Here is a 15,916-nt window from a genome sequence, read left to right as displayed (position 1 = left end):
ACTGTCGTATCCAATTACCCCCGCAATCATGTTTCTACTTCATAAAACATCCGTTGAGTACACTCGTCTCTATTCCTCTATAACCGAAGTGTTGATTTATACAGTCGAACCCCGTATACCCTGCAATGACGTTTTTCTAAGTGTTGGATTGTTGAATCGAACCCTGTCGGGGCATGAGTTTTGTTAAAACTGTATATATCATCCAGTCCAATTCTCACCATTCATTGTTCGTTATGAACAAATCATTCACTTTAACCACTCAAAACATGTAATTATCATCACCATTCATGCTCTACTCAACAGCTGTTTTTTGAAGTAGAAATCATCTGTTTTTCTCTATTTTTCATGACTCAACAAACCGTTATGATGTTGGTGTCATTAGCGAGTCAGATAGTGTACTCAACAGCAGTTTCAGACATTAATGATAAACTCATGGATTTTTGTTGTTTTCTCCTGTTTTTCGCCATTCCCTCATAACATCTGAAAAAGTTGTGCCTATTTTGTGCCACAGGGGTCAAAAGTTCAGCGTTTTGTATAAATATCTTGCATTTACAGTTCATATAGCTGTGAAATATAACCAATTTCAGCACCCTATATAGTGTACAAAACAGGCTCTTTTTGACGATGTAACGTCAATACGGTTTGTTGAGTAGACATTTGTCGGTGCAGCGATTACGAAAAAATCAGCATCACTGTATGCTTCCTTCGCATCCAACGTTGCAGTCAGATCCAGCTCCTTTTCTGCCAGATACTTTTCAATGTACTCATCCTGAATCGGAGACTTCTTGTTATTGATCAGCTCTACTTTCTCAGGAATGATATCTACTGCCGTCACCTTGTGATGCTGAGACAGCAACGTAGCAATAGAAAGACCAACATAACCAGTACCAGCCACAGCAATCTTTAAATCTTTAAACTCTCTCATTTCTCTATCCCTCTAATTCTTTTATTTATAAAACTCAGCGTACCACTCAGCGAAATTTCTTAATCCAGTCCGCAGACTTGTGCTCGGCTTGTATCCGAAGTCACGCTCCAGTGCGCTGGTATCTGCATAGGTCACAGGCACATCACCCGGCTGCATCGGAAAAAGTTCCTTGTGTGCCTCGAAGTCATAATCTTCCGGCAGAACTTTCGCTCTTACTAACTCCTCACTCAGAATCTGCACGAAATCTAGCAGGTTCTCAGGGTTCTGATTACCAATGTTGTAAACTGCATACGGCGGAATCGGCAAACCATCTTCACCATTTTTCTTGTCCGGTGCTTTCTTCATCACACGGACAACACTCTCAACGATGTCATCCACATAAGTAAAATCACGCTTGCAGTTGCCATAGTTGAAAATCTTGATGGTTTCGCCCTTCACCAGCTTGTTGGTGAATCCGAAGTAGGCCATGTCCGGACGACCTGCAGGACCATACACTTTATAGTGACCAATAAATGGACCAATACGACAAGCTAGAATATAAAAAATAGGTTCTTTATCACGATTTTCTTTTGCAATCTCAATTGCTTTTTTTAATGCAGCAATATCATATGCAATTGCTTTAGCTGGACCAATATTTGGAACATCTATGCTGAAACAAGTTGCACCATTATATTCAAAAAAATCTTCACTAATATTAGATTTCTTTGAATTTTCCCTTGTACAAGCCACGAAATACTTAATATTTTTATTTTTTTGATTTTCAGTTAGTTTTTCTACAAAGGTTTCAAACCCACCATAATTTGCTGGTATTCCTTTTGAACCTATAATATAGACACTTTTCATTTTTTCTCCCAATACAAGAATGAAGAGGGACCCTACCTACTTCCCTCTCTTTTTAGTACGACTCCAAATGTTTTGGCAATAATTTTAATATCTTCACTGATGCTCCAATTTTGGATATACTTCATATCAAGTGCCACGACTTCTTCAAAGTCGGTAATGTCACTACGACCGCTAACTTGCCATAAGCCAGTGATTCCTGGTTTGGTTGTTAAGCGTTTGAAATGATGTAACTCATAGTGATGATACTCATCAAGCGTTGGTGGACGCGTGCCCACAACAGACATTTCACCTTTTAGGACATTGATAAATTGTGGTAATTCATCAAGTGACCAATCACGTAACTTATGTCCAAATGGGAAGATACGAGGGTCATCTTCCATCTTAAACATTAAGTCAGTATCCAAATCATTTTGTGCTAATAATTCTTTTTTGCGTTCTTCGGCATCGGTGTACATGCTTCTAAATTTGTAAATTTCAAAAACTTTACCGTTTTTACCAACACGTTTTTGTTTAAAGATTAGAGGTCCTGGTGATTGTTTCTTGACTATCGGTGCAATAATAATAGCTACAATCCCAGTAATCACTAAGCCAACTAAAGCCATTGCAATATCCATAAGACGTTTTAAAGCAATTTGACGGAATTTTACAATATTGAATGCTGTCGTTATGAAGGTCGTATCACCTAATTTTTTTAGAACACTATTTCCAACATAGAAGTCCGAATAATTCCCAACAGCTACTGTCGTTGGAATTCCTAACAATTTTAAGCAATGAGCAAATTCTATAAAATCATCTTGGTGATTTTTGGCAACAAATATCTCGTCAACTTGGTGATTTGCCACAAAATCTCTAATTTCTTTAGTACTTTTTAAGGTAGGCTGTGAAATGTCAGGATTATCACGACGACTGATATAAGCAGCAATATGGTAATTGGAATTGTTAAGGTCTTTAGTGACCTCCTTGTCATTTTTAAAATCTGTAACAAAGAGAATCTCTTTAGTAATAGGTGTATGGCTTCTAAAAAGATTTTTTGCTATAATTCGTCCAATAAATACAAACAGCGCTACTAAAATAAAAATTTGCCCCAAGAAGAAATAAGACATCTGTGAAATGTCATGGATAAAACGAATTTTTCCAAGTATCAGTACAAAAGTAAATAAAACTAAAACTTTCATACCATAAATCACAGATGCTTTTAATTCTTTTAAATAACCACGATTTGTAATTGAAGAGTATTCATCGCTCAAAACACCAACAATCACAATTAAAATCCCAAAAACAACTGCAAAGAATTTACTATCAAAAAAATGATAAGGATAAAATTGTGCTAAGATGAGGTAACTTACCACTAAAGCTATAATATCTGACAAAAGGTAATAAACTTTCTTTTTCGAATCTTCGCTATACATATAACCCCCTGTTCCCTACTCTAAGGTAAAAGTATCAGCTATTTTTTTCGTTTACCTCTACCATTTTTTGATTTTTCGTCACTCTTTCCGTAATTGCCATAACTACCGTACCCACCGTAACTACCATATGAACCATACTTATCTAAGTGAATATCATATTTATTCAAAATAACGCCAAGGAAAACTGAACCACTTTGTTCTAGTTGTTCTTTTAGTTTCGTAATCGTACGGCGTTTATCAGCTCCCGCTTTTACTACAAGCAAGCTAGCATCTGAATGGTGTGCTAGGATAGCAGCATCAATAACCAAACCAAGCGGTGGTGTATCAATGATAACATAGTCGTAAAGTCCACGAACAGTTTCAATCATCGATTTGAAGTTATCATTTTGAATCAATGATGTTGGATTTGGTGGAACTTGCCCAGCAGGAAGAATCATCAAATTATCAATACTTGTGTCACAAATAACATCTGACAACTCTGCATTTCCAGACAAGAAACTTGTCAACCCCTGATAACGTTCATTAGATTTAAACGTTCCTGACATGACTGAATTACGTGTATCCGCATCAATCAAAAGTGTACGGAAACCTGCACGCGCAAAAGAAATTGCAAGGTTAACAGACGTTGTTGATTTTCCTTCGCCAGATTGAGCTGAAGTCAACGTAATGACTTTTAAATCACGTCCGCTAAATTGAATATTGGTACGGATAGAATTGTAATATTCCTCCATAGACTTAACCATTTGAGCTTTAGCTCTCACTAATTCTAACTGTGGCATTACAATTTTTCTCCTTATAATTTATCAATATCTGGTACAACTCCTAAAAGTGTCATACCAAGTGTTTCTTCGATATCTTCTGGACGACGTACACGATCATCAAGTACTTCTGCTACCAAGATTCCTACGATAGCTAAGAAAACTCCAGCTAAAGCACCAATAACAGCATTTTTCTTAACATTTGGTGATGATGGGTGGCTTGGTTTTGTCGCAGATTCAAGGGTTGTCACGTCATCAACTTTTGTAACAGCTTTGATCTTTTCAGCCGCAACTTCACGAACAGTATTTGCAATATCACAAGCTCTTTGTGCATCCGTATCAGTCACAGAAATTGAAATAACACGAGTATCTGTTGGGATAGTTACTGCAATCTCTTTAGAAAGTTCACCAGCAGACATTGAGAGCTTTTCTTGATCAATAACTGATGACAAAACTTCACTTGACGTAATAACTTCCTTGTAATCATTAACCAAGTAAGAACCAGCTTGAAGGTCTTGGTTCGTAAGAGTTGCATCACTACTTCGGCTAACAACGTAGATACGTGTTGTCGAAGTATATTTTGGTTTAATGAAGAAAACACTACCTAATAAAGCAATTGTCCCAACAAGAAGACCAACAAATACGATAAAGAATTTTTTACTCCATAACTTTCTTAGCAAGTAGAGAACGTCAATTTCGATACTTGCATTATCATTTGTGTTCATATATACTCCTATAAATCTTTGTTTTCTAATAAGGTTTTCGCATTTCCTTCAAAAAGGTTATAAGCTCGCTTGCTTCCAAAATCTTTCATGATGATTTCTCGTGCCTGATCCATATAAGGCGGACGAGCATTTAGATTATGCATGTCACTAGAAACGATATGAACTAAGTTCTTATCTAAGAAATAGCGTGCACGTTTTTTAAAGACACGGTATTTATCTCCAAAAAGCTTTGGTTTTAAGACATGGGCGCTGTTAATCTGAGTATAGCAGCCCATATTAATCAACTCTCGCACGCGCTCCTCGTTATTTTCAAGAGCATTGTAACGTTCGATGTGAGCGATAATTGGAGTAACTCCATGCATAAGAACTTTACTAAGTCCTGTATGGATTTCCTTCCATGGAGTTGTCATACTAAACTCTATTAAAGCAAACTGCGTATCATTCATGCGAGGAACTTTATGCCCATCTAGTTTTTCAAGCAGCGCATTATTATAGTAGAGTTCTCCACCATATAAGATTTCTAAATCCTTAAACTTAGCTTCTGCGGCCTCTTTAACCTGCTTAAAGTTTGTCCAAATCTTCTCTTCTGGTGTTTTAAACAAGTCAGGTCTTCTGTGAGAGGTTGAAACAATAGTTCTTACCCCTTGGCGATAACTTTCGCCAATCAGAGCTAAACTTTCTTCTATAGTAGATGGTCCATCGTCTACATCAAAAACAATATGCGAGTGAATATCTATCATCTAACTTACTTACCTTCCATGACATCCTTGATTGCTTGCGAAGCTTTTGCCACACTAGCATCATCTAGCTTAATCATATAAAGACTTGATGATGGCATCGCATACGAAGTCAACTCACCAGTTGAACCCGTACCTGTTACTTCTTGTGAGGTTACAGTAAATTTCTTACCTGAGTCCAATTGAGTATTGACTAACTTCATCATGGTATCTAATTTCATATCAGTCTGGATAGAATCTTGAACATTCGAAATAATCGTTGAGTAATTAGAAACTGAGTTTAATGAAGTCAATTTGTTAAGGATAGCTTGGATGACCTTCATTTGATTATTACCGCGGTCATAATCACCACCTTTAAGATCATAACGCTCACGAACAAAGGCAAGAGCTTGCTCACCAGATGTTAAATCAACATTACCAACAGGGAATGAATAAGTATTTCCTGTATCTAAATTAATTGTAAATTCTTGGTCATTATAAACCGTTACTCCTCCAAGGGAATTAATCAAATTCATAAACGAATCAAAGTTTAGGCGAGCATAGTAGTCAATGGTGATACCATAGAGATTCTCAAGAGTCTTCTCTGAGGTTTCAACACCATAGATACCAGCGTGGGTTAATTTATCATATTGATCAGCGCCACCATCTGGAATCTTAACATAAGCATCACGAGGCGTTTCCGTCATCAAAATCTTATGAGTATTCATATTGACTGTTAAGATTAGGTTGACATCTGAACGCGATACGGTTGAGATAGAACCATATGTATCAATACCACTAATGTAAATGTTAAAGACATTTGAATCATGTGCTTTGGCTTCGTCTTTGATACTTGTCTTAATCTTATAAGAATAGATAGTTTTAAGATTTGATTGGAAATTCTCGTAAGACATTTCAAGCAAGCTTGAATAAGCACTGTTAAAGACCATAGCTTGACTTGATCCGTTAACTAAGTTCTCATAAGCAGCTTGATAAGAATCAACTTTTTCTGTCGCTAAGTCTACTCCTTTTTCTGACTTAATGTGAGACAAGAGTTCATTGATATTGCTACCGTCAGCATCTGTCGGTGCTTGAACACTTGTGAGGTCAGATACATCATTAACTGAGCTATTACTTGGAACAACCACACTCATCTCAATTTCTGAGTAAGAAGCCGTTTCATTCATATTATGTGCTACATCGACCAATGACTTAAAGGCAAAGAGGGATACTGCAGCAATGATTGAAAAGACAACCAAAAGGACTGTTGTTAGAACTCTGCTCTTTTTAAGAATACTTAATGTTAAACACAAAGCAAAAACAGCTACTAATATAATAGTATAAACAACGTTAAGATGTCTAAATGCCAAGATATGATGCGCATACATCATATAAGTGGCAAGACCAGCAAGCACAGCATACAAGACTAAAAGCGCCGCATTCACAATCTTCAAATCAGCAAACCTAGAGCGCCGCCGTGAGCTCTTATGGTGCTTATGATGACTACTGTGATGGTGACCATGGTAACTATTATGATGATGTGAGTGAGTCGGCATTTTAATAAATCTCCGCTTCCTAATTAATTGTTAACGTTCTTATTTTAGCACTTTATAAGAGTTATTGCAATTTCAAAAAAATCTGAAATTTTACATGATAATTCGTATACTTTTAATAAATATTAGTTTTAACAACGTTTTACCGCCTTTAAAAATACCGTTTTATGCACTTGTTACGTTTTGGTTACATTTTCGAAAAAAAGTCATCTTTATGTAATTATTCGGTTTTAGATACTTCTTTTTGTACATTTTTAAAATTTTGTCCATTTTTAGAGAATATTTCCAAACCAAACATTATTCCCACTATTAAAACGGCAAGCGCAATCATTAGAAAAAATCATTCTATTTTTGTCTAAACTTTTAATTGAAAAGTTCGTTTTTTTATCGCTTTCACATCTACTACATTTCCACTACTTGCGGGATTTGCGATTTTGAGCTAAACTAAGGCTATGAGAATACAACAATTACACTACATCGTTAAAATCGTGGAAACGGGCAGTATGAACGAGGCTGCAAAACAACTCTTCATCACTCAGCCAAGTTTGTCAAATGCCGTTCGTGACCTGGAACACGAGATGGGGATTGAGATTTTTATTCGTAATCCTAAGGGAATCACTCTGACAAAAGACGGGGTTGAGTTTCTTTCTTATGCGCGCCAAATACTTGAGCAGACGGCGCTTTTAGAGGAACGTTACAAGAGCAAAAACACCAACCGTGAGCTCTTTAGCGTCTCTGCGCAGCACTATGCTTTTGTGGTGAATGCTTTTGTTTCACTTCTGAAAAAGACAGACATGACACGCTATGAGCTTTTTCTTCGTGAAACCCGAACATACGAAATCATTGATGACGTCAAAAATTTTCGTTCTGAAATCGGGGTGCTTTTTCTAAACAGCTACAACCGTGATGTCTTGACAAAGATGTTTGATGACAATCATTTGACTTATACCAGTCTTTTCAAAACTCGTCCGCACATTTTTGTCAGCAAAAATAATCCGCTAGCTGAAAAGACACTGGTGACTATGGAAGATTTGGAAGAATTTCCTTACCTTAGCTACGATCAAGGAATTCACAACTCTTTTTACTTCTCTGAAGAAATCTTATCACAAATTCCACATAAAAAATCAATCGTTGTCAGTGACCGTGCGACGCTTTTCAATCTCTTGATTGGTCTTGACGGCTACACTATCGCTACAGGTATCTTAAATAGCAACCTTAATGGCAATGACATCGTATCAATTCCGCTTGAGGTTGAAGATATGATTGATATTGTCTACATTCGCCACGAAAAGGCTAATTTTTCAAAAATGGGTGAACGTTTTATCGATTATCTACTTGAAGAAGTACAATTTGATAAATAAAAAGTTCTTGGACAGAGTCCAAGAACTTTTTATATTTCATTGTCTTAATTCATGCTTTATTATCTCATTGATTTTGTCAAAATAGAAGGCCTTTGTGTCATATTTAACGCCTGCATAAATGGCTAAATCAATGATTTTATCTAGAAAGGCTTGCGATGAGAAATTCGTTGTGCGATGAAGTTCTTCTTCATCAAATGATTTAATCAGATGAGCAAGAGGGTTTCGGACAGATTTCTCAAATTGACGAAGCTCTGTGATTAAGTTTTTAATATGATCTGGCAACTGACTGTATTGCAAGAGCTCTGCTAAACTACGAGACGTCACCTTTGCATCACGGCGAATCACCAAATACTTATGAAAAATAGGATAGTCGCTCTGCTTCATTTCTGTAAAAAGCCAAGTATCATACTGATCATTTTTAGCATCATGGATAAACTCTTCTAGATTAGGAATCTCACGCTTTGCTAAGCGATAAAAAAGTCTGTATAGAATAGGACTAACTGAGCGGACAAAATCAATGATATTACCATTTTTCACCTTAGCTTCCAAATCCATAATATAATTTGCTAATTGTTCTTCCTCATACGCATTGCTAATGAGTGAAACGCCATAATTGGCTAAAATTGCTTGATTTTCTGCTGGATGTGAAAAAGCAAAGTCAACGTTAAGTTCCCTACGCTCTTTTAACATTTCTAAAAGATAGTGACTTTGCGCTGGAAAATCGCTGTGCTGCTCTGCTATTTTCCAAGCGTGATTATAAGCATAGACATCCGAAAGAATGTCTATTGTTTCATATATTTCTTGCATTAATCTGCAATAAGAGTTTCAAGACCGACTTTCATCATGTCTGTGAAAGTTGTTTGGCGTTCTTGAGCTGTTGTGTCTTCGTCAGCAACCAAGCTATCAGAGATTGTCATGATACCAAGTGCTTGAACACCGTGTTTGGCAGCGAGATAGTAAAGTGCAGCTGCTTCCATCTCAACGGCTTTCACGCCAAGTTGACCAAGTTTGATGTTGTTTTCTGCGAAATCAGAGTAAAAGGCATCAACTGACAAAACACTACCAACATGTGTTGTCATACCAAGGTCTTTAGCGATGTGGTAAGCTTTATCAAGCAATGTGAAGTCTGCGATTTGTGGGAAATCGTATTGTGGCCATTCGTTTTTAATCATGCTTGATGTTGTTGCGGCTGCTTGCGCAAGGACAAGTTCACGCACGTGAACATCTTTATTAAGTGAACCTGCTGTTCCGACACGGATTAATTTTTTAACACCGTATGATTGAATCAGTTCAGTCGCATAGATTGAGATTGAAGGCATTCCCATACCTGTTCCCATAACGCTGACACGTTCACCTTTGTAAGTCCCTGTGAAACCAAGCATACCACGGACGTTGTTAAAGCAAACAGCATCTTCTAGGAAGTTTTCTGCGATAAATTTTGCACGGAGTGGGTCTCCTGGAAGTAAGATTTTATCTGCGATTTGGCCTTGTTTGGCTTCGATATGGATTGACATAAATTTTCCTTTCAATACGTTTAAAAATACTATTTATACAAACAGCTACCGCTACTGCAATGAGTAAAACTGGCAAGGCTTGTAAATTTTGTCCTGTAAATGAGACAACTAGTCCAACTGCTGTCAAAGGGGCATTCATAGTAATGGCCAAGAAGACACTTGACCCAATTAACATGGCTGAGTTCATCGAAATATCTGGAAAAGCTAACTGACAAAGCACAGCAAATAGAAATCCTAAAACTACCCCCATTGAAAACGATGGTGTTAAGGTACCTCCGTATGCGCCATTTTTTAGCGTCAATAAGACAAGACAAGCTTTGATGATAAGAATAGGAATAGCATAAGATAAAGTCATGCCATCAAAAACAGCTTGTGCCAAAGCTCCGCCATTCCCCAAAATCTCTGGAAAATAGAGGGCAACACTGGCTAAAAGTAAGAAAGTTAAAGGTAACTTCCATAAGATGGCTTCATGAGTCTCTTTGCCAACTTGAGCTTTTTGGGTTAGACGTCGAAAAACTTCTGCAAGAGGGGTAATCAACACAGCTACTAACACTGCCAGCAGACAAGTGGCAAGATTGAGCGAAATTTGACCTCCATGATAAAGTGGTGCATCTGATATAACAAGTCCTGCAATAAGGCTAGCAAAAATACTTGTCAGAGACACAGCCATAACATTCATCAATGAGAGCCCAACACCTAAAGTCTCAAAAGCAAAAAAGATGCTAGCAATTGGTACTTGATAAACTGCTGAGAGACCAGCTGAGGCCCCACAAGCAATTGCAAGGCGTCTATCAGGCAAGTTCAAATGCATATAATCAGAGATACGACCTGCTCCAAGAGCCCCAAGCTCTCGTGGCGCTCCTTCTTTTCCAATCGGAGATCCCGCACCAACCGAAGCTACCTGTAAGAAAATATTCATCAAGTGAATCCCTAAAGCTGGGCGTTCAGAGCAAGGATTATCAGCCTTCATCTGAGATTCAACTGAGATAAGACGACGATTTTTTCGTTGAAGCACATACCAGATAAGCGCAGAGACCATCCCTGCAATCACAATCATCAAGAATTGTCTTTGGGAAATAGCTAGCACTTTTGTCTCTTCACTATGTCCTAAAACAATCTTCTCGACCATTTCTAAAAATTCATGAAGTAAGATACCACCTAAACCAGCCACCACACTAGTTGCCAGTAAAACTACTCCAAAACGTAAACAATAGCTGAAATTTTGAAATCGATTATTTTGTATAAGCATCTAAAAATTGTTCTAACAAATGATTCATCTGAGAATAATCATAAGTTAAAATTTCTTGTTTTGTCTGGATATAAGGGTGTGTGGCAACTTGTTCATCATAATCAACTTCTTGAGCCAGTAAATCCTGAACCATGTCTTTTGAAAATTCCAAATGACATTGAAAAGCGTAATGCTTGTCACTATACTTGGTGATTTGTCGTGGGCAAGCTTGACTAGCGGCAAGAATTTGCGCCCCTTCTGTCATGCCTGGCATATCACCGTGCCAATGACCAACAGTCACCGTCTTACCAAAATATGTCAAACGTTTATCAGTTTTACCAGCCTGAGTCAAGGAAATTGGAAAATTTCCGATCTCCTTCTCAGGACTATGTTCAACTGGTGCGCCATAAGCTTCACCCAGTAACTGTGCGCCAAGACAAACACCAATGATGCGTTTATCATGTGCGATAGCATCTTTAATCAAAGCTATTTCAGCTTGAGCATCAAAATGCGGGCATTCTTCTACTGTCGTACGAGGGCTCTGCGGTCCCCCCATGACTATGAGTAAATCAATTTTAGAGCTGTCAACTGGTAACTTCTCTCCTTGATAAAGCTTTGTTAGGCTAACCTCATGACCTCGCTTAATCGCCCAATCGTAATAAGCTCCAGGTGCTTCAAAAGCTTCGTGAATAACAAAATGAACTCGCACAGCACACTCCTTTTATCCAAAGACTAAAGATTGTAAATTAAAGTTCTGCCAAAACAGCTTTAACAAGTGTTTTGAAATCTTCTTTAATTTGTTGTGTTACAGCAACCACTTCTTCGTGGTTAAGTGAACTTTGGAAACCAGCTGCATGGTTTGTAATAGCAGAAATTCCCAAGACTTTCAAACCTGAGTGAGCGGCAACGATAACTTCAGGAACTGTTGACATACCAACAGCGTCTGCACCAAGTGTTTGGAAAGCGCGGATTTCTGCAGGTGTTTCATAACAAGGACCTGACACACCAAGGTAAACCCCTTCGTCAAGTTTGATACCGATTTTTTCAGCAACTTTGTGAGCAATGGCACGGTAGTCTGCTGTATAAGCATCTGACATATCTGGGAAACGTGGTCCGAAGTCATCAAGGTTAGCCCCAATCAATGGGTTTTGACCTGTCATGTTGATATGATCTGAAATAGCCATCAAAGTACCGGGACCAAAGCCGATACCACCCGCAGCGTTTGTTACGATAAGACCTTTACAACCAAGGGCTTTCATCACGCGTACTGGGAAAGTTACCAATTCCATTGGGTTCCCTTCGTAGAAGTGGAAACGGCCTTGAAGAGCAAGGACTTTGTGACCACCAAGATCACCGTAAACCAATTGACCTGCGTGACCTGCTACTGTTGATTTACCCCAATTTGGGATTTTTTCGTAAGGGATGACAACTGCATTATCGATTTCTTCGGCAAGTTCACCAAGACCTGAACCTAGGATAAGTCCGATTTCTGGAGCATCACAAGCTTGTGAGACTAAAAACTGACGTGCTTCTTCAATTTTTTCAATAATTGTAGACATGTATTACCTCTTATACTAATTTATCTAAGAATGATTGACCAATCATCGCTTTTTCAACGCCAAAGTTTTCGGCGATTGTTGCTGAGATATCAGCGAAGTGTCCGACTGGCAAGATACCATTGCCTTTGAAGGCTGGACTGTAAGCTAACAATGGGACATATTCACGTGTGTGGTCTGTACCTGTGTAAGTTGGGTCATTACCGTGGTCTGCCGTAATCAAAAGAAGGTCATCTTCTTTCATGTTTTCCAAGATTTCAGGCATGCGTTTGTCGAAATCTTCAAGACAGTCACGGTAACCAGCAGCGTTACGACGGTGACCATACATCGCGTCGAAGTCCACTAGGTTTGTAAATGACAAACCTTTTGTGAATTCAGGCAACTGCATTGTTTTAAGAAGAGTATCAACACCGTGCATGTTTGATTTGTTATGTCCCATATCGTTTGTGATACCTGAGCCATTAAAGATATCATTGATTTTACCAACACCGTAAGTTGAAATACCAGCATCAGCTAACTTGTTAAGAACAGTTGGTGCAAATGGTGACAATGCATAGTCACGACGGTTAGCTGTACGTGTGAAGTTTCCAGGTTCTCCAACGTATGGACGTGCAATGATACGACCTAAAAGTGCTGGACGTTCTAGTGTGATTGAACGAGCAAATTCACAGATTTTGTAAAGTTCTTCAACTGGAATAACATCTTCATGCGCAGCAATTTGAAGAACAGGGTCAGCTGATGTATAGATGATTAACTCACCTGTTTCCATTTGACGTGGACCGAAATCATCGATAACCGCTGTTCCTGAGTATGGTTTGTTAGCTTCACGAATGACTTTACATCCTGAAAATTCTTCGATTTTTGTCAAGATTTCTTCAGGGAAGCCATCAAGGAATGTATCAAATGGTTCTGTAATGTTAAGACCCATGATTTCCCAGTGGCCTGTCATTGTGTCTTTACCAAGAGAAACTTCTTCTAGTTTAGTCGCATAACCAGTTGGTTGAACTTCAGCTGGAACAGTTTTTAGAGGAGTTTCACGAGGAATATTTCCAAGACCGATTTTAGCCATGTTTGGAACATTAAGTCCGACTGTTTTTGAAATGTGACCAAGTGTGTCTGACGCACCATCAGGAACACCAGCATTGACAAAGTTATTGGCATCTGGTGCTGCACCAATTCCAACTGAATCAAGCACAACAAGGTGAATACGATTAAAAGTTGACATAGTTTTCCTAATCTAGGGTGGTTACGGTTGGCACCCAAAACCTCCTAATCAACTGCAAGGTATGCAGGATTAGAAATAATAATTTGATTTTTTGCGATAACATAGTAAACAGGAGACTATCGGCTATTCTTAGTCAAACCATCTCCTGTAAACTTTCTTTATTTAGCTTCTAAAATTTTAACGCCGTCTTTACCAGCAACGATAACTTTGTTAACCATACCATTGAAGAGACCGTCTTCAACAACACCGACCATGGCTTTCAATTCTTTACCAAGTTCAACTGGATTTTTAATAGCACCAAGGTCAAGGTCGATGATATAGTTTTTCATATCAGTGACAAAGCGTTCGCCGTTTGCCATGCGGTATGATGGTTTGTAACCTTTTTTCTCGAATTCACGGAAAATGCGGTCAGCACCATATTGCACAACTTCAACTGGCAATTTGAAAGCACCGAGTGTGTCGACCATTTTAGATTCGTCAACAACCCAGATGTATTCTTTACTTGGTGTAGCAACGATTTTTTCCATAAGAAGAGCACCGCCGCCACCTTTGATACCGTTGAAGTTTTTATCTACTTCATCAGCACCGTCGACAGTTACATCGATAACATCGATATCATCAACAGCTTTCAAAGGAATACCAAGGCCTTCTGCTTGAGCTGTTGTTTGGCTTGAAGTTGTCACACCGACAACTTTAAGGCCTTCTTCTTTCATACGACGACCGATTTCTTCAACGAAGAAATATGCTGTTGAACCAGTTCCAAGTCCAACGACCATGCCGTCTTTCACATACTGAGCAGCTGTAACACCAGCCATTTTTTTTAAGTTTTTCCATAACAACCTCACCTAAATTTATATGTAAAACAAAAATTACCTATTTCTAACTAACTATTATATCATGATTTAGGGTGTTTTCGCTACAATGGATTACTAAAGAAATTACCTGATGATTTTATATTGCATTTTTCTTGTTTTTTAAGTAGAATATCATTAAATTATCAGTAAATTAAACAAGGAGACAGTTTGGATAAGAAACCTAAATTAAGTATTAATAATCTTATTAAACACTTATCTGATAAGGGGATATCTTTTAAGTATCACTCCAAAGAAGAAATCATTGATGTTCTCGAAAATAAGACTTACTATTATAAACTATCTAGCTATCGAAAAAATTTCCCGAAAACCCCTGATAAAAAATATATAAATCTTGATTTTAAAGCTTTAGTTGACTTAGCATCAATTGATACCTACTTCAGAGAAATCATACTAGATATGTCTCTTGATATCGAACACATGGTTAAAACTAAAGTAATGACCGATATAACCTATAATGATAATGAAGATGGTTATCATATTGTCAACGATTTTAAGTACCATTACCCCCAAAAATATAATAAAATGTATCAACAATTCAGCTACACTGAATACAAAAAAGACATGTTTGAAAAACGACAAGTTTTACCTATTTGGGTTTTAATGGAAATAACAGATTTTGGTACCTTCACAATGATTAGTGAGTTATACGCCAACACTAACTCAGATATTCAAAAAATCATCTTTTCAAAACAATTGAAATACATTAAAAATTTAAGAAATGCTTCTGCTCATAATAATGTCTTTATTATTAATTTATTTGATCGCAATTCACATATTAAGCATCCAGATAGCCAAACAAAATCATATGCTCAAGTTATGAAAATTCCAAAGGGATTGGTCTATTATTACAAAACTCACGACCTCATTAATCTTTTTTTTTACAATAAAAAACTATGCTCTAAAGAATTAAATAAGCATCGGTACAATGAATGTTTAGTTTTACTTAATCGAATGAAAAAAGAAGATTACCTTTATTCTTCTGCACCTAAGCTTCAAAAATTCTTTCGTTTCATGACCTTTTGTGTTGACTTTTTAGATAGTAAATAATAGAATTATTGTTAAGGAAACAAGGTTTGCCCTTGGCTCGTTTGAGTTTATAAAAAGCCGGCACATGGTGCCGGTTTTTTCTGTGTTATTCTATAATAAAAATCGCTTTTATGCTCCTTTACTTCCAGCCCTCTTCTATTGCTTGAAAAAATTTTTTGCGTTACAATTAAATATGATATTT

The 15,916-nt window shown here is 37.5% G+C and carries 15 protein-coding genes and 1 pseudogene; 2 read left to right on the top strand and 14 right to left on the bottom strand.

The genetic code is table 11. From position 1 onward, the window contains the following. Positions 1–619: 619 nt before the first annotated feature. The 7 genes and pseudogenes from STRINF_RS07545 to cpsA form a co-directional block, all read right to left on the bottom strand. A pseudogene (locus STRINF_RS07545) lies at positions 620–925 on the bottom strand (NAD-binding protein); the annotation flags it as partial. A 21-nt stretch (positions 926–946) separates the two neighbouring features. Continuing rightward, positions 947–1,768, bottom strand: a complete 822-nt coding sequence (locus tag STRINF_RS10895; protein ID WP_006532491.1) for a DUF1972 domain-containing protein — start codon at positions 1,766–1,768, stop codon at positions 947–949. A 32-nt stretch (positions 1,769–1,800) separates the two neighbouring features. Further along, the gene (locus STRINF_RS07535) at positions 1,801–3,177 is read right to left on the bottom strand and encodes a sugar transferase (RefSeq protein ID WP_006532490.1); all 1,377 of its coding nucleotides are present in this window, start codon (positions 3,175–3,177) and stop codon (positions 1,801–1,803) included. 38 nt (positions 3,178–3,215) lie between these two features. Continuing rightward, entirely contained in the window at positions 3,216–3,956 is a 741-nt protein-coding gene (locus tag STRINF_RS07530) for a tyrosine-protein kinase (RefSeq protein ID WP_006532489.1), read from the bottom strand. Positions 3,957–3,970: 14 nt separating this feature from the next. Then, a complete protein-coding gene (locus STRINF_RS07525) occupies positions 3,971–4,660 on the bottom strand; it encodes a Wzz/FepE/Etk N-terminal domain-containing protein (RefSeq protein ID WP_006532488.1) in 690 nt (229 codons plus the stop codon). Positions 4,661–4,668: 8 nt separating this feature from the next. Then, positions 4,669–5,400: a capsular polysaccharide biosynthesis protein Cps4B gene (cps4B, locus tag STRINF_RS07520; protein ID WP_006532487.1), complete on the bottom strand. Its 732-nt coding sequence runs from the start codon at positions 5,398–5,400 to the stop codon at positions 4,669–4,671. A 5-nt stretch (positions 5,401–5,405) separates the two neighbouring features. After that, positions 5,406–6,932 (bottom strand): LCP family glycopolymer transferase CpsA, encoded by a 1,527-nt coding sequence (cpsA, locus tag STRINF_RS07515; RefSeq protein ID WP_043878412.1) that lies wholly within the window; start codon positions 6,930–6,932, stop codon positions 5,406–5,408. Between the two features lie 449 nt (positions 6,933–7,381). Between cpsA and STRINF_RS07510 the strand changes: the two genes are divergently transcribed. Continuing rightward, positions 7,382–8,290: a LysR family transcriptional regulator gene (locus tag STRINF_RS07510; protein WP_006532485.1), complete on the top strand. Its 909-nt coding sequence runs from the start codon at positions 7,382–7,384 to the stop codon at positions 8,288–8,290. Positions 8,291–8,326: 36 nt separating this feature from the next. Here the strand turns inward: STRINF_RS07510 and STRINF_RS07505 are convergent, their stop codons facing one another. The 7 genes from STRINF_RS07505 to rpiA form a co-directional block, all read right to left on the bottom strand. After that, entirely contained in the window at positions 8,327–9,097 is a 771-nt protein-coding gene (locus STRINF_RS07505) for a hypothetical protein (RefSeq protein WP_006532484.1), read from the bottom strand. After that, the gene (gene deoD / locus STRINF_RS07500) at positions 9,097–9,804 is read right to left on the bottom strand and encodes a purine-nucleoside phosphorylase (protein ID WP_006532483.1); all 708 of its coding nucleotides are present in this window, start codon (positions 9,802–9,804) and stop codon (positions 9,097–9,099) included. Before deoD ends, STRINF_RS07505 begins: the two co-directional genes overlap by 1 nt. Beyond that, entirely contained in the window at positions 9,761–11,053 is a 1,293-nt protein-coding gene (locus tag STRINF_RS07495) for a chloride channel protein (protein ID WP_006532482.1), read from the bottom strand. The genes deoD and STRINF_RS07495 overlap by 44 nt, the downstream gene beginning before the upstream one ends. Further along, positions 11,037–11,741: a glutamine amidotransferase-related protein gene (locus tag STRINF_RS07490; protein ID WP_006532481.1), complete on the bottom strand. Its 705-nt coding sequence runs from the start codon at positions 11,739–11,741 to the stop codon at positions 11,037–11,039. Before STRINF_RS07490 ends, STRINF_RS07495 begins: the two co-directional genes overlap by 17 nt. A gap of 37 nt (positions 11,742–11,778) precedes the next feature. Continuing rightward, a complete protein-coding gene (locus STRINF_RS07485) occupies positions 11,779–12,591 on the bottom strand; it encodes a purine-nucleoside phosphorylase (protein ID WP_006532480.1) in 813 nt (270 codons plus the stop codon). A gap of 10 nt (positions 12,592–12,601) precedes the next feature. Then, positions 12,602–13,813 carry a phosphopentomutase gene (locus STRINF_RS07480; RefSeq protein WP_006532479.1) on the bottom strand — a complete coding sequence of 404 codons (1,212 nt, stop codon included), beginning with the start codon at positions 13,811–13,813 and terminating at the stop codon, positions 12,602–12,604. A 158-nt stretch (positions 13,814–13,971) separates the two neighbouring features. Beyond that, positions 13,972–14,652, bottom strand: coding sequence for a ribose-5-phosphate isomerase RpiA (gene rpiA, locus STRINF_RS07475; RefSeq protein WP_263421629.1), 681 nt, complete (start codon positions 14,650–14,652; stop codon positions 13,972–13,974). Positions 14,653–14,835: 183 nt separating this feature from the next. On the opposite strand from rpiA, the gene STRINF_RS07470 reads away from it, so the two are divergent. Next, positions 14,836–15,735 carry an Abi family protein gene (locus tag STRINF_RS07470; protein WP_006532477.1) on the top strand — a complete coding sequence of 300 codons (900 nt, stop codon included), beginning with the start codon at positions 14,836–14,838 and terminating at the stop codon, positions 15,733–15,735. Positions 15,736–15,916: the final 181 nt, after the last annotated feature.

The organism is Streptococcus infantarius subsp. infantarius ATCC BAA-102 (assembly GCF_000154985.1).
Lineage (GTDB): Bacteria > Bacillota > Bacilli > Lactobacillales > Streptococcaceae > Streptococcus > Streptococcus infantarius.
Note: the sequence above shows the minus strand (reverse complement) of the source record. Positions and strands in the feature narration are given on the sequence as shown.

Bases quoted from the DNA above. Each gene is read 5' to 3' on its own strand.
- STRINF_RS07495 (WP_006532482.1), bottom strand. From the start codon at position 11,053: ATGCTTATACAAAATAATCGATTTCAAAATTTCAGCTATTGTTTACGT.
- STRINF_RS07480 (WP_006532479.1), bottom strand. From the start codon at position 13,813: ATGTCAACTTTTAATCGTATTCACCTTGTTGTGCTTGATTCAGTTGGA.
- STRINF_RS07525 (WP_006532488.1), bottom strand. From the start codon at position 4,660: ATGAACACAAATGATAATGCAAGTATCGAAATTGACGTTCTCTACTTG.
- STRINF_RS10895 (WP_006532491.1), bottom strand. From the start codon at position 1,768: ATGAAAAGTGTCTATATTATAGGTTCAAAAGGAATACCAGCAAATTAT.
- cpsA (WP_043878412.1), bottom strand. From the start codon at position 6,932: ATGCCGACTCACTCACATCATCATAATAGTTACCATGGTCACCATCAC.
- STRINF_RS07530 (WP_006532489.1), bottom strand. From the start codon at position 3,956: ATGCCACAGTTAGAATTAGTGAGAGCTAAAGCTCAAATGGTTAAGTCT.
- STRINF_RS07505 (WP_006532484.1), bottom strand. From the start codon at position 9,097: ATGCAAGAAATATATGAAACAATAGACATTCTTTCGGATGTCTATGCT.
- STRINF_RS07535 (WP_006532490.1), bottom strand. From the start codon at position 3,177: ATGTATAGCGAAGATTCGAAAAAGAAAGTTTATTACCTTTTGTCAGAT.
- deoD (WP_006532483.1), bottom strand. From the start codon at position 9,804: ATGTCAATCCATATCGAAGCCAAACAAGGCCAAATCGCAGATAAAATC.
- STRINF_RS07485 (WP_006532480.1), bottom strand. From the start codon at position 12,591: ATGTCTACAATTATTGAAAAAATTGAAGAAGCACGTCAGTTTTTAGTC.
- cps4B (WP_006532487.1), bottom strand. From the start codon at position 5,400: ATGATAGATATTCACTCGCATATTGTTTTTGATGTAGACGATGGACCA.
- STRINF_RS07510 (WP_006532485.1), top strand. From the start codon at position 7,382: ATGAGAATACAACAATTACACTACATCGTTAAAATCGTGGAAACGGGC.